This window comes from Micromonospora sp. NPDC053740 (assembly GCF_040677775.1).
Lineage (GTDB): Bacteria > Actinomycetota > Actinomycetes > Mycobacteriales > Micromonosporaceae > Micromonospora > Micromonospora alfalfae.
The window spans coordinates 730,180-743,787 of the sequence record NZ_JBFASO010000002.1; the positions used below are offsets into that span (position 1 = coordinate 730,180).

The following is a 13,608-nucleotide window of genomic DNA, read 5'->3' on the forward strand; positions in this document are numbered from 1 at the left end:
CGTCACGGAGATACAGGGGGTCAGGCCCGAGCGTACTCAAGCGGTCCGGAGGCCGTTACGGGATAACCTGCCCGTCATGGTCGATCACACTCACGCCCTGTCGTTCGGTGCCGCAGCGAGTGATTACGACCGGTTTCGGCCACGCTATCCCAAGGCTGCGGTCCGTTGGGCACTCGACGGGCTGAGCGAAGCCCGGGTGGTCGACCTCGCCGCGGGCACCGGCATCCTGACCCGTGCTGTGCTGGCACTGGGTCACGAGGTCGTGCCGGTCGAGCCCGATCCGGGGATGCGGGCGCAGCTCGCCGCCAGCACCCCGGGCACGGCGGCGCTGGCGGGCAGCGCCGAGGCCATGCCGCTGCCCGACTCGACGGTCGACGCGGTGCTGGTCGGGACGGCGTACCACTGGTTCGACAGGGAGCCCGCGCACGCCGAGATCGTCCGGGTGCTCCGCCCCGGAGGGACCTTCGCCCCCATCTGGAACATCCGGGACGCCAGCGTCGACTGGGTGGCCGAACTGGGGCGCATCGCCCACTTCGGGGACAAGTCGACGAGCCAGGTCTTCGGCGAGCGCCCCGACTTCGGTCCCGCGTTCGACGCCGTCGAAAAGCGCGAGTTCACGCACCGCACCACGCTCACGCCGGACGAGCTGCTCGGCATGGTCCGCACCCGCTCGTACTGGCTCACCGCCTCCACCGACGATCGGCGACGAGTCGAGCGGGAACTGAGCGAACTCCTGAACACCCACCCTGCCCTGGTTGGCCGGGACACCATCGAACTGCCGTACCGGACGCTGGTGCTGCGCACGCGGCGGCGCTGACACCGGCGCGGAGGCCGGCCCCGACGACGGCCGGGCTCACAGGTTGCGGTCGTAGACCATCCGCAGACCGATCAGGGTGATCATCGGCTCGTGGTGGGTGATGCTGCGACACTCGTTCATCACCAGGGAGGCGAGGCCGCCGGTGGCGATCACCGCCCGCACCTCGCCCAACTCCTCGGTCATCCGCTCGACGATCCGGTCCACCTGCCCGGCGAAGCCGAAGTACAGGCCGGCCTGGAGGCACTCCACGGTGTTCTTGCCGATCACCGAGCGGGGCTTGGTGGCCTCGACCTTGCGCAGCTGCGCGGCCCGGGCGGCCAGCGCGTCGAAGGAGATCTCAATGCCCGGGGCGAACGCGCCGCCGAGGAACTCACCGCGCTCGCTGATCACGTCGAAGTTGGTGGTCGTGCCGAAGTCCACAACGATCGACGGGCCGCCGTAGAGGGTGTACGCGGCCAGGGTGTTCACCACCCGGTCGGCACCGACCTCCTTTGGGTTGTCGATCGCCAACTGCACCCCGGTCCGCACGCCCGGCTCGACCACCACGCTCGGCAGGTCGGCGTAGTAACGACTGAGCATGGTGCGCAGCGACCGCAGCGCGGCCGGCACCGTGGAGCAGGCGGCCACACCGGTGATGTCGACGTTGTCCGCGGCGAGCAGACCCCGGAACATCAGACCCAGCTCGTCCGCCGTCGAGCGGGCATCGGTCTTGATCCGCCAGGAGTGCACCAGCTTGTCGCCGTCGAAGGTCGCCAGCACGGTGTTGGTGTTTCCGATGTCGATGCAGAGCAGCACGCACGCAGCCTAGACAACTAGTCGACGCGCAGGTCCAGCGCGATGTCCAGGATCGGCGACGAGTGCGTCAGCGCGCCCACCGAGAGGAAGTCCACGCCGGTGGCCGCGTACCGTCCGGCCACCTCCAGGGTCAGCCCGCCGGTCGCCTCCAACTCCGCCCGGTCACCCACCGCGGCCACCGCCTCGGCAAGCACCTCCGGCGTCATGTTGTCGCAGAGCAGGAAGTCCGCACCGGCCTCCACCGCCTCCACCGCCTCGTCGACTCCTGTCACCTCGACCTGCACCGGCACCTCCGGGAACGCTTCCCGGACCCGCCGGTAGGCCGCAGTGATGCTGCCGGCCGCCAGCTTGTGATTGTCCTTGATCATGGCCACGTCGTAGAGGCCCATCCGCTTGTTGGTGCCGCCGCCGGCCCGCACCGCGTACTTCTCCAGCGCCCGCAGGCCCGGCGTCGTCTTGCGGGTGTCCAACACCATCGCCTTCGAGCCGGCCAGCGCGTCCGCCCAGGCGCGGGTGTGGGTGGCCACCCCGGACATCCGGCAGAGCAGGTTGAGCGCCGTCCGCTCGGCAGTCAGCAGCAGCCGGGTCGGGCCGGTCACCGTCGCCAGCACGTCGCCGCGGGCCACCCGCTCGCCGTCGCGGGCCAGCACCGACACCTCGACGGTACGACCGAAGCCAGTCACCTCGCCCACCAGCTCGAACACTGCGGCGGCCACCGCCATCCCGGCCAACACCCCGTCCGCGCGCGCCACCAGGTCGGCGGTGTCGGTCTGTTCCGCCGGAATGGTGGCCACGCTTGTGACGTCAAGGAAATCCGGGCCCAGGTCCTCGACCAGCGCGCCCTCGATCACCTGCCGTACGTGCGCCGGATCCAACCCAGCCGCCCGCAACGCCGTCTCCGTCGACTCGATCACGAGTTTCCCTCCCACTGTTGCGTCACCCGGCCCTGCGCCCCGACCGCCCCCACCAGATGGCCCAGCCACCGTTCGTCGGCCGTCGGGAAGTCCTCCCGCCAGTGGCAGCCCCGGGTCTCACCACGGGCGTACGCGGCGGCAACCAGCGTCGACGCCACGGTGAGCAGGTTGGTCGCCTCCCAGTCGGCGGTCCGCGGCCGGCCCCGGGCAACGCCCAGGTCGGTCAACGTACCGGCCGTCCCAGCCAGCGTCGCCGCGGATCGGAGCACCCCGGCCCCCCGCGTCATCGCCCGTTGCAGGGTCGGCGTCACCTCCGCGGGCAGCACCCAGCCCGTCCCGCCCCGCCACGCGCCGGTGTCCGCCGGCTGGGCCTGCTCGGGCAGGCCGGCCGCGATGTCCTCGGCGATCCGCCGGGAGAAGACCAGACCCTCCAGCAGCGAGTTGCTGGCCAGCCGGTTCGCGCCGTGCACGCCCGTGCAGGCGACCTCGCCGCAGGCGTACAGACCGGGGATGGAGGTGCGGCCGCGCAGATCGGTCCGGACCCCGCCGGAGGCGTAGTGGGCGGCCGGCGCCACCGGGATCAGATCGGTCGCCGGGTCCACGCCGATCGCCAGACAGGACGCCACGATGGTGGGGAACCGACCGGCCAGGAAATCGCCGCCCAGGTGCCGTGCGTCGAGGAAGACGTGGTCCGCGCCGGTGGCCAGCAGCACCCGGTGGATGCCCTTGGCCACCACGTCCCGGGGTGCCAGCTCAGCCAACTCGTGCTGGCCCACCATGAACCTCTTGCCGTCCGCGTCCACCAGGTACGCGCCCTCGCCGCGCAACGCCTCCGAGACCAGCGGCTGCTGCGCGTGCCCCGCCCCGGGCACCCCCGCGCCGGACGGCGTGATCAGGGCGGTCGGGTGGAACTGGACGAACTCCACATCGGTCACCGCCGCGCCGGCCCGCAGCGCCAGCGCCACCCCGTCCCCGGTGGAGACCGCCGGGTTGGTGGTGGCCGAGAAGATCTGCCCCATGCCGCCGGTGGCGAGCACCACGGCACGGGCGAGCAGCGCGCCGACGCCGTCCTCGCTGCCCTCACCCAACACGTGCAGGGTGATCCCGCAGGCCGGGCCGAGCCCGTCCGGGCCGTCGCCGGGCGCGCGCAGCAGATCCAGCACGAGGGCGTGCTCGACCAGCCGGATCCACGGATCGCGCTGCACCGCGGCGTGCAGGGCCCGCTGCACCTCCGCGCCGGTGGCGTCGCCGCCAGCGTGCACGATCCGGTCCGCCCGGTGCCCGCCCTCGCGGGTCAGCATCAACGAGCCGTCCGGGTGCCGATCGAACTCGGCGCCGATCCGGATCAGCTCACGGAGCCGGGTCGGGCCCTCCTCGACCAGCACCCGGACCGCCGCCGGGTCGCACAGCCCGACCCCGGCGACCTCGGTGTCCCGGGCATGCGCCGCCGGGGTGTCGGCCGGGTCGAGCACCGCGGCGATGCCGCCCTGCGCCCACCGGGTCGAGCCGTCGTCAATGTTGACCTTGGTGACCACCGTGACGTGCAGACCGGCCTCACGCAGGTGCAGCGCCGCGGTCAACCCGGCCACGCCGGAGCCCACCACGATCACGTCGGTGGTCTCCACCCAGCCGGGCGCGGGCGCGGCCAGCAGCGCGGGCAGGGCAGGCAGGTCGACGGTCGGGAGGTCCATCCCCCCAGTCAACCCGAACCATCCTCGCCCGGGGCGGCGGGGGCGGGACGAGTGTTTTGGGCGACCTCGTCCGGCGCGCTCCGCGCCGCGCCGACAGTCAGGCAGTGGTCACTTCGTCCGGACCGGCAGACCAGCCGGGCCCGCGCCCTTCAACGAGGCGGTCACCGTACGGTCGCTGAGCCACAGGTAGCAGCGGACGCCCCGATCACCGACCCTCCAGCGCCCCGCACCCGGCGGACGGACCACCACACCGCTGCGGAAGCGCAGCGTGGCGTCGTCAGGTACGCCCACGTACCGGGCCAGGACGCTACGACAACCCGTGTAGAGCGGCAGCCAGTCGGCGTCCCGCGTCGGGTACGCCAGGTCCGGTGCGCGCCACACCCCGACGAACTCGGCGTTGTGCTGTTTGCCGCACTCCACCGGGGTCAGCGTCTGCACACCCCGGCCGGCGCCACCGCGGGTCTGCTGGCAGCCCAGGCGCAGCCCGGTGGGCCCCTTCAACGCGTCCCGCAGACTGCCCGACCGGACCACAACTGTGGCCGCCGCCTCGACGGTGGTCAGTTCGGTGAGGTCGCAGCGGAACCACCGGGAACCCGCCGCCCATCCCAGCCCGTTGGGCAGCGCCACTGACAGCCGCAGCCGGCCGGACCGCCAGTCGTCACCCACGTAGCCGGTCGCCCGGGTGTCGCACTCGGCGAACGCACCCCGCAGCTCGGCCGAACCACCCGCCGGAGCGGCCGTCCGCTCGGCCGGGAAAACCCCGACGTGCACGGTCTCCAAACGGTGCGGCCCGGCACAGTCCACCGGCTCATAGTTGGCCAGGCTGACCAGATCGGTGAAGTCGGCGGCGTGACAAACACCGGCGGCCGGGGTGAACGCCGACGGCGCGGGCAACGCCGCCCAGTCGTCGGTCAGATCACCGTCCAGGCCGCCGGACCCGGCGCAGCCCACCAGCAGCACTGCCGTCACGGCAGCGGCGAAGACTGTCGTCATGGCACGGCTCATCGCGGCCTCCCCCAGCCACCGACCGGCTTCCGCCAGCGCGCCCAGGGTAACCGGAAATGACCTTCCGGTAACAGACCGGAATCGCGGTACGCGGGATCAGACTCCGGACACGGCCAACGGGCTGGGCACCGGGCTACCGGCGGTGCCGGGCGCAGCCGCAGCCGGGTCGGCACCCAACTCGATCACCCGGTTGTCGGCGTCGACGTGCACGACCCGTGGCCGGTACGACCGCGCCTCGGCGTCGTCCATCTGCCCGTACGAGATCAGGATGACCAGGTCACCCGGATGCACAAGGTGCGCGGCGGCGCCGTTGATGCCGATCACGCCGCTGCCCCGCTCGCCCGGGATCACGTACGTCTCCAGCCGGGCGCCGTTGGTGATGTCCACGATCGCCACCTGCTCGCCGGGGAGCAGGTCGGCGGCGTCGAGCAGATCCTCGTCCACTGTCACCGAACCGACGTAGTGCAGGTCGGCCTGGGTCACAGTGGCTCGGTGGATCTTCGACTTGAGCATGGTCCGCAACATCGCAGTGGCCTTTCGCGGGTATCGGTGGAGGGTGGTACGGCCGGGTCAGGGGCGCGGAGCGAGGTGGATCGCCGCGTTGTCGATCAACCGGGTGGCACCCACCCAGGCGGCGATCACCAGCCGCGCCGGCCCAGCCACCGGCCCCGGTTCCAACTCGGGATCGGTGAGCACCAGGTAGTCGAGGCGGGCACCGGGCGTACCGGCGCCGAACGCGGCGTGCGCGGCGGTCAGCACCGCGCCCGCGTCCAGCCCGTCGTCGGCGGCTTGCGCGCCGGCCCGCAGCGCCGCGGACAGACTCAGCGCGGCGGCCCGCTCCGGCTCACTCAGGTAACGGTTGCGGCTGGAGAGGGCCAGCCCATCCGGCTCCCGGACGGTCGGTACGCCGACCACCTCGACCGGCACGTCCAGGTCGCGGGTCATCCGCCGGACCAGGGTGAGCTGCTGGTAGTCCTTCTCGCCGAAGAACGCCAGGCCCGGCCGGGTGAGCTGGAGCAGCTTCAGCACCACGGTGAGCACCCCGTGAAAGAAGCCGGGGCGGCTCGCCCCCTCCAGCTCGGCGCCGAGCGGGCCCGGATCGAGGCGTACGCGGGGCTGCCCCTCCGGGTACATGTCCGCCACCGACGGGGCGAAGACCAGATCGGCGCCCGCCCGCCGGCACACCTCCAGGTCGGCGTCGAGGGTGCGCGGGTACCTGTCGAAGTCCTCGTTCGGCCCGAACTGCAACGGGTTCACGAAGACCGTAACCACCACGTGGTCGGCCTGTTCCCGGGCCGCCCGCAGCAACGTCTCGTGCCCGGAGTGCAGCGCACCCATCGTCATCACCACCCCGACGGTGCCCTTCAGCCCGGCCCGGGCCTCGGCCAACTCGGCGCGCGTGTGCACCACCTGGGTCACGGCGACACCTCGGTTCGCGACTGCGGGGCTCGCAGGATCGGCTCACTCCTCATGCTCACGCGGCCACCTCCCGACCACTGTCGGCCAGTACGCCGAGCAGCGACTGCGCATCCACCGGCCGCAGCCGGCCGGCGGCGATCGCCCGGTCGGCGGTACGACGGGCCAACGCCAGGTACGCGGGAACGGATTCCGGTGCGGTGGCCGCCAACCGGGCCAGGTGCCGCTGCACGGTGCCCGCGTCGCCGCGGGAGACCGGCCCGGTCAACGCGTCGTCGCCGAGCCGCAGCGCGTTCTCCAGGGCGGCCCGCAGCAGCGGGGCGAGGACCTTCTCCGGCCGGGACACCCCGGCGTCCCGCAACCGGTCGGTCGCCTCGTTGACCAGGGTCACCAGGTGGTTCGCGCCGTGGGCCAGCGCGGCGTGGTAGAGCGGACGATCCGACTCGGCCACCCACTCGGGCACGCCACCGAGGTCGGCTACCAGCCGGGCCGCCAGCGGGCGCAACTCGGCCGGGGCGGTCACCCCGTACGAGATGCCGTCCAGCCGGGCCAGGTCGTCCGGCGTACCGGTGAAGGTCATCGCGGGGTGCAGGGCGAGCGGCCGGGCGCCGGCCGCGACGGCCGGCCCCAACACGGAAAGGCCGTGCGCTCCCGAGGTGTGCGCGACGATCTGGCCCGGGTGCAGCGCGCCCTGCTCGGCGAGGCCGGTCACCACACCGGCCAGCCTGTCGTCCGGCACGGCGATCAGCAGCAGGTCGGCGGCGGCGTCGGCCACGGCGGCGACCGGGCGGCGAGGCACCTCGGGCAACAGCAGGGCGAGGCGGGCGCGGCTGGCTCCGGAGCTGCCGGAGACGGCAACCACCCGGTGCCCGGCGGCGGCGAGCGCGGCGCCCAGCACGGCGCCGACCCGACCGGCGCCAACGACACCGACGGTGAGCAGACGGGAGGTGGCGCGGGCGCCGGGAACGGCGCTATCCCACGAGGCGGCGGGCCCGGGTGGGCCGGCCGGACGCGGGCGCAACGGTGCGCTCATGACGATGATCCAGTCCTCGAGAAGGGGTACCGGTCGATCGCAAGTATGCGCCCGGCCCGCCGAACCGGGACAAGCATGTGTGAAAACCTTCACCACCGACGAGACGGCTCGTCAGGGCGTTTCGGTCGGGGCCGACGTGATGGCGCGTAGCTCGGCGGCCACCTCGGCGATCAGGTCGCTGAGCGGGGCGTCGCTGTCGGGCGCGACCCAGCGGGCGTACGCGACCCGGAAGACCGTGGCACCCGACTCGGTGGCCAGGGTGGCAGTGGTCTCGTCGAGGCCCCTGGCGCGCAGGGCGGCGGTGACGGCGGCCACCAGTGAGCCCGTCTTGCGCAGTTCACGCTCCTGTAGCTCCGGGCTGCTCTCGATGATGGTCTGCCGCGCTCGGACCAGCTCCAGGCGGTCGGCGAAGATCTCCTCCGCCACCAGGCGGAAGGCGGCGACAACCGCCTCGAAGGGGCCGGCGTCGGTCTCGGTCACCGAGCGGACCAGGAGTTCCTCCAGGTGCCCGTTGCCGCTGAAGAGCGCCTCGCGCTTGTCGCCGAAGAGTCGGTAGAAGGTGCGTTTGTCGAGGCCGGCACGGGCGGCGATGTCCGCGACAGTTGTCTGTTCGAAGCCGCGCTCGCGGAACAACTCGAAGGCGGCCGCCTCCAGGCGGCCGCGTGCGTCAGGTTGCCAGCGAGCCATGCGGCGATGGTATCCGATGTCACACCGCGACATTAATTCGTTCCACATGTCGCGGTGTGACATCACGCGAGCTACGGTTATGTCGCAAGGTGACATCGGCACTCACGAAGGAACCACAATGCGCGTATTCGTCACTGGCGCCTCCGGCCACCTCGGCTCCGCGGTCGTCCCGGAACTGCTCTCCGCCGGGCACCAGGTCGTCGGCCTCGCCCGCTCCGACACGTCCGCCGCCGCCATCGAGAAGCTCGGTGCTCAGGCACACCGCGGCGACCTGTCCGACCTCGACGTGCTCCGGGACGAGGCAGCCGCCGCCGACGGAGTCATCCACCTGGCGTTCCGCCACGACCTCATGATCAACGGCGACCTGGCCGGCGCCGCCAGAGCTGACCTGGACGCCCTCACGGCACTCGCCGACGGCCTGGCCGGCTCCGGCAAGCCGCTGGTCGGCACCGGCGGAACGGCCATGCTCGTGATTGGTGGCATCGTCGGCCGCCCCGGCACCGAACGCGACACCTTCCCGTCCGGCGGCTACCGGATCGACGCGGAGAACTTCGTGGCCGGCCTCGCCTCCCGCGGCGTGCGCTCCTCCATCGTCCGGCTCGCGCCCACAGTGCACAGTTCACTCGACCACTACGGCTTCATCACCGCCATCATCGCCGCGGCCCGCCGCAAGGGGTACGCCGCCTACGTCGGCGACGGCAGCAACCGGTGGCCGGCCGTACACACGCTCGACGCGGCAGTGCTCTACCGACTCGCCCTCGAAAAAGCCCCAGCCGGTACGCGCCTGCACGGAGCCGCCGACGAGGGCGTCCCCTTCCAGCAGATCGCGGCAGCCATCGGCGACAACCTCGGCATCCCGGTCCGAAGCATCAGCCCCGCCGAGGCCAACGACCACTTCGGCTTTCTCGGATCGTTCGCACAGATGGACAACCCCACGTCGTCCGCCCTCACCCGCGAACTGCTGGGCTGGACTCCGACCCACCCCGGCTTGATCGCGGACCTGCACGAAGGGCACTACTTCCAAGCCTGAACCACGAAGCCGCCCGGCGGTGACCGTAGGGTCGGCACGGCTACCCATGCTGAACCTGAGGAGAACGATGTCGATCCGGTGGCGGGACGCGATGAGCCACGCCCTCTACGGGCCGGACGGCTTCTTCGTGGCCGGCAGCGGGCCGGCCGATCACTTCCGGACCAGCGTGCACGCCTCCCCGGCCTTCGCCACCGCGCTGCTGCGCCTCCTCACACAGGTCGACGCCGCTCTCGGCCATCCGCCACGGCTCGACGTGGTCGACGTCGGGGCTGGGCGGGGGGAGCTGCTGCGTTCTCTTGCCGGGGGCGCGGTGGGGGTTTCCGGGGAGCCCGCCCACTCCGGGCGGTCAGGCTTGATCCCTCCGTGGTCGGGCTTCCCGGAAACCCTGACTCCCACGGCCTCCGCCCGTCGGTCGCCCGACGATCCGTCGTTGGTCGCCGATCGTCCGGCGCTCGCGGAGCGGGTGCGTTTCACAGCAGTCGAGTACGCCAGCCGCCCCGAGAACCTGCCTGACGAGATCAACTGGGTGTCTGAGATCCCCGACGAGATCACCGGACTGTTGATCGCTACCGAATGGCTGGACAACGTCCCACTCGACGTGGCGGTGCACACCGCCGATGGCTGGCGATATGTGCTGGTCGACCCCGACAGCGGCGCGGAATCGATTGGTGAGCTGGTCAGTCCCACCGATCTTGGTTGGCTGACCACCTGGTGGCCTGGTCCCGCGAGCCCTCGCGATGCGGACCGCGACCTGACCGGTGGTTCAACCTCTACCGATGCGACCAGCGGAAGCGGGTCGGGTTTCGGGGCAGCCCGGCCGGCGCAGGGATCAAGCCTGACCGCCCGGAGCCGGCCGGGCTGCCCCGAAACCCCCCACAGCGACCACCGAGCAGAGATCGGCAGACCGAGGGACGAAGCCTGGGCGAACGCGGTCCGGAAGATCAGCCGAGGGCTGGCGGTGGCCGTCGACTACGGGCACCTGAAGACGGGCCGGCCCGTGGACGGGACGTTGACCGGGTATCGGGGTGGGCGGCAGGTGCCCCCGGTGCCGGACGGGTCGAGTGACGTCACAGCGCACGTAGCAATGGACTCGGTCGCCTCCGCCGGTGCGGCGGTCGCCCGGTGCGCGTACTCCCTGGTCCTGCAGCGGGAGGCGCTGCGGGCGCTCGGGGCCGACGGCGGACGACCGCCGCTCAGCCTGGCCGGCACCGACCCGGTCGGCTACGTGCGGGCGCTGGCCGCCGCGTCGGCGGTGGCCGAGCTGACCGACCCGGCCGGGCTCGGCGGGCACTGGTGGTTGCGCCAGCCGGTCGGCATCCCGCTCGGGCCGGCCGTGGCACGATGACGGGCATGACCACCGACGCCGGGGACCTCCGTGAACTGACCGTCGGCACCGGGGCCGGGCTGATCGCCGGCACCGGTGATCAGCAGCTCGGCACCGACATGGTGCTGAACATCGGCCCGCAGCACCCCTCCACCCACGGTGTGCTGCGGTTGAAGCTGGTGCTCGACGGCGAGCGGGTGGTCGCCTGTGAACCGATCGTCGGTTACATGCACCGGGGCGCTGAGAAGCTCTTCGAGGTGCGTGACTACCGGCAGATCATCGTGCTGGCCAACCGGCATGACTGGCTCTCGGCGTTCTCCAACGAGCTGGGCGTGGTGCTCGCTGTGGAACGCCTGATGGGCATGGAGGTGCCGGAGCGGGCCACCTGGCTGCGGATGGCCCTCGCGGAGCTGAACCGGGTGCTCAACCACCTGATGTTCCTCGGCTCGTACCCGTTGGAGATCGGGGCGATCACACCGATCTTCTACGCCTTCCGGGAACGCGAGACCATCCAGGCGGTGATGGAGGAGGTCTCCGGTGGCCGGATCCACTACATGTTCAACCGGGTGGGCGGCCTCAAGGAAGAGGTGCCGTACGGATGGACCGGGCGGGCCCGCGCGGCGATCGGCGAGGTACGCCGCCGGTTGCCCGACCTGGACCACCTGATCCGGCGTAACGAGATCTTCCTGGCCCGCACCGTCGGGGTGGGCGTGCTGTCCGCAGCGGACGCCGCCGCGTTCGGCGCGTCCGGCCCGGTGGCCAGGGCCTCGGGGCTCGACCTGGACCTGCGCCGCGACGACCCCTACCTGGCCTACGACGAGCTGGACGTGCCGGTGGTCACCAAGACCGCCGGCGACTGCCACGCCCGTTTCGAGGTGCTGCTCGACCAGGTGTACGCGTCACTGGACCTCGCCGAGCAGTGCCTCGACCGGGTGGACCGGCTGACCGGGCCGATCAACACCCGGCTGCCGAAGGTGCTCAAGGCGCCGGAGGGGCACACGTACGCCTGGACGGAGAACCCGCTCGGCATCAACGGCTACTACCTGGTGTCGCGGGGTGAGAAGACGCCGTGGCGGTTGAAGCTGCGCACCGCCTCGTACGCGAACGTGCAGGCGTTGGCAACCCTGCTCCCCGGCTGCCTGGTCCCGGATCTGATCGCGATCCTCGGCTCGATGTTCTTCGTGGTCGGCGACATCGACAAGTGACCCCGGGCCGCCTGACCGGTCACCGCCAGCGGTCGGTGGGTGGCGCGCCGCCGGCACGCGGAACGTCGTCCTGCGGCGGGTAGCCGTAGCGCTCGTCGACCCGCCGCCGGCCGGTCCGTTCCGGGGCGGGTTCCGCCTGGTGGCCGCGTTGGCGCGGTGGACGCCACTCGTCCGGCACCGGCACCCCGCCCACCGGCAGCGCGGGCCTTCCCGGCTCGGCCCGCCGACCACCGTCGTGGCGGCGCGGTTCTTCATACCGGCCGGCGTCCTCGTAGCGGCCGGCGTCCTCGTGACGGCGCGGCTCCTCGGGACGGCGCGGCTCCTCGTAGCGGTGCGGCTCCTCGTAGCGGGCCGCGTCCTCGTGACGGCGCGGCTCCTCGTGGCGGACGGCGGCCCAGCGGTCGGCCACCCGGTACTCGGTGCCGGTGGCGTCGGCGTGCACCTCGGCCCGACGTTCGCCGACCCGCAACTCGCGACCGTTCTCGTCGTCGCGGACGGCGGCCCACCGGTCACCGGCCCGCAGCTGCGACCAGTACTCGCCGGTGTCGTCGGCCCGCAGCGGCGGCCCGGCCTGTGGTGCCTGGACGCCTGCCCGGTCGCGCTGCTCCGACCAGCCCCGATCGTCCGGGCTGTCCCAGGATTCCGCCGGCCTCTCCGGGGTGCGGTGTGACCGGGCTGCCGGGGCTGGCTCGTCGGGCTGGGCGTACGCGTCGCGCCGGTCGGTCCACTCCGGTTCGTCGCGGCGGCCCGTCCAGCCCGGCTCGTCGCCGTACCCGGCTCTGGGGTGCTGCTCCGGCTCGCTCCTCGCCCGGCCGGACGGGCGCGGGGGCTGATCGGCGTCGCCGCCCCGGGTCCACTCCTGTGCGGGTGGGGTCCACTGACCGGCGTACCCGCCGCCGTAGCGACCGGGCGGCTCGGCCGGGCCACCGTCCACCACTGTGTGCCGGGTGGTGACGTGCACGGTCTCGGTGTGTCGGACCACGCCGGCCGGCCGGTGCGCCGCCTCGGGGCGGTCGTGCTCCCGGGGGCGGGCTGAGCCGTACGCGGTGCCGGCCGCCCGTTCCCCGCCGTACATCCCGGCGGCGGCCGGCGGCTCGGGGGTTTCCCGGGCGTACGCCGGCTCGTCGTCCTGGTGCTCGGGGCGCCCCCACCGGGGCGCGTCGTCGGGGCCGGACACCCGGGCGCGGCCGCCCTGCGCGTCGCCCCGGTTACGGGCCACCGGTGTGTCGTCCACCGGCGGCTCGACGGCAGCCACCCGCGCACGTCCGGCACCAGCCTGCTCGACTGCGGGGGCGGCACCGGCGAGGGCGGCGCCACTGGCGTCGAGACGGCGGCGCACCGCGGCGATCCCCTCCTGGGCCCGTTGGGCCTGGTCGAGCGCCTGGTTACCGCGCTGGGCGGCGGCCACGATTTCGCCGCGCAACTCCCGACGCAGCTCCTCGATCTCGTCCAGCAACTCGTCGGTCCGCGCCGAGGCGCCTTCGCCGTCGGGACGCAACGCGATGGAGAGGCCGATCAGCACCACAGCGAGGATGGCGAGCACCGCGGCGAACCGCAACGGGCCGTTGCCGTCGGCCACCAGCAGAATCAGCGCCGCCACCGGCGCGAGAGCGACGCCGGCCCAGAAGAGCATGGTCAGCAGCGGTGGTTGACGCCGGGCGTCGGAGGTGGCCGGGGCTGGCATGGATGTG

13 protein-coding genes are annotated in these 13,608 nt (G+C 72.6%); 4 read left to right on the forward strand and 9 right to left on the reverse strand.

Annotation, left to right across the window (positions count from 1 at the left end):
- The first annotated feature begins 76 nt into the window (after positions 1-76).
- Positions 77-817 (forward strand): class I SAM-dependent methyltransferase, encoded by a 741-nt coding sequence (locus AB0K35_RS08040; RefSeq protein ID WP_363884338.1) that lies wholly within the window; start codon positions 77-79, stop codon positions 815-817.
- Positions 818-853: 36 nt separating this feature from the next.
- Here AB0K35_RS08040 and AB0K35_RS08045 read toward each other — a convergent pair whose 3' ends face one another.
- The 8 genes from AB0K35_RS08045 to AB0K35_RS08080 form a co-directional block, all read right to left on the reverse strand.
- Positions 854-1,612 (reverse strand): type III pantothenate kinase, encoded by a 759-nt coding sequence (locus tag AB0K35_RS08045; RefSeq protein WP_363884340.1) that lies wholly within the window; start codon positions 1,610-1,612, stop codon positions 854-856.
- Between the two features lie 17 nt (positions 1,613-1,629).
- Positions 1,630-2,526, reverse strand: a complete 897-nt coding sequence (nadC, locus tag AB0K35_RS08050) for a carboxylating nicotinate-nucleotide diphosphorylase (RefSeq protein ID WP_357284850.1) — start codon at positions 2,524-2,526, stop codon at positions 1,630-1,632.
- A complete protein-coding gene (locus AB0K35_RS08055) occupies positions 2,523-4,217 on the reverse strand; it encodes an L-aspartate oxidase (protein ID WP_363884342.1) in 1,695 nt (564 codons plus the stop codon). Before AB0K35_RS08055 ends, nadC begins: the two co-directional genes overlap by 4 nt.
- A 108-nt stretch (positions 4,218-4,325) precedes the next feature.
- Positions 4,326-5,222, reverse strand: coding sequence for a septum formation family protein (locus AB0K35_RS08060; protein WP_363884344.1), 897 nt, complete (start codon positions 5,220-5,222; stop codon positions 4,326-4,328).
- A gap of 96 nt (positions 5,223-5,318) precedes the next feature.
- Positions 5,319-5,747, reverse strand: coding sequence for an aspartate 1-decarboxylase (gene panD / locus AB0K35_RS08065; RefSeq protein ID WP_363884346.1), 429 nt, complete (start codon positions 5,745-5,747; stop codon positions 5,319-5,321).
- Positions 5,748-5,792: 45 nt separating this feature from the next.
- Positions 5,793-6,641 carry a pantoate--beta-alanine ligase gene (panC, locus tag AB0K35_RS08070; RefSeq protein ID WP_363884348.1) on the reverse strand — a complete coding sequence of 283 codons (849 nt, stop codon included), beginning with the start codon at positions 6,639-6,641 and terminating at the stop codon, positions 5,793-5,795.
- Between the two features lie 55 nt (positions 6,642-6,696).
- Positions 6,697-7,671 carry a Rossmann-like and DUF2520 domain-containing protein gene (locus AB0K35_RS08075; RefSeq protein ID WP_357363191.1) on the reverse strand — a complete coding sequence of 325 codons (975 nt, stop codon included), beginning with the start codon at positions 7,669-7,671 and terminating at the stop codon, positions 6,697-6,699.
- 111 nt (positions 7,672-7,782) lie between these two features.
- Positions 7,783-8,358: a TetR family transcriptional regulator gene (locus AB0K35_RS08080; RefSeq protein WP_238667211.1), complete on the reverse strand. Its 576-nt coding sequence runs from the start codon at positions 8,356-8,358 to the stop codon at positions 7,783-7,785.
- Between the two features lie 118 nt (positions 8,359-8,476).
- Here AB0K35_RS08080 and AB0K35_RS08085 point away from each other — a divergent pair, with 118 nt between their 5' ends.
- From AB0K35_RS08085 to AB0K35_RS08095, 3 genes are all read left to right on the forward strand, one after another.
- Positions 8,477-9,388 carry an SDR family oxidoreductase gene (locus AB0K35_RS08085; RefSeq protein WP_363884351.1) on the forward strand — a complete coding sequence of 304 codons (912 nt, stop codon included), beginning with the start codon at positions 8,477-8,479 and terminating at the stop codon, positions 9,386-9,388.
- A 67-nt stretch (positions 9,389-9,455) separates the two neighbouring features.
- Positions 9,456-10,733 carry an SAM-dependent methyltransferase gene (locus AB0K35_RS08090; RefSeq protein WP_363884353.1) on the forward strand — a complete coding sequence of 426 codons (1,278 nt, stop codon included), beginning with the start codon at positions 9,456-9,458 and terminating at the stop codon, positions 10,731-10,733.
- On the forward strand, positions 10,730-11,917 hold the full coding sequence (locus AB0K35_RS08095) for an NADH-quinone oxidoreductase subunit D (RefSeq protein ID WP_181539454.1): 1,188 nt from the start codon (positions 10,730-10,732) through the stop codon (positions 11,915-11,917). Before AB0K35_RS08090 ends, AB0K35_RS08095 begins: the two co-directional genes overlap by 4 nt.
- A gap of 19 nt (positions 11,918-11,936) precedes the next feature.
- On the opposite strand, the gene AB0K35_RS08100 is transcribed toward AB0K35_RS08095, so the two are convergent.
- Positions 11,937-13,601, reverse strand: coding sequence for a hypothetical protein (locus tag AB0K35_RS08100; protein ID WP_363884355.1), 1,665 nt, complete (start codon positions 13,599-13,601; stop codon positions 11,937-11,939).
- Between the last annotated feature and the right edge of the window lie 7 nt (positions 13,602-13,608).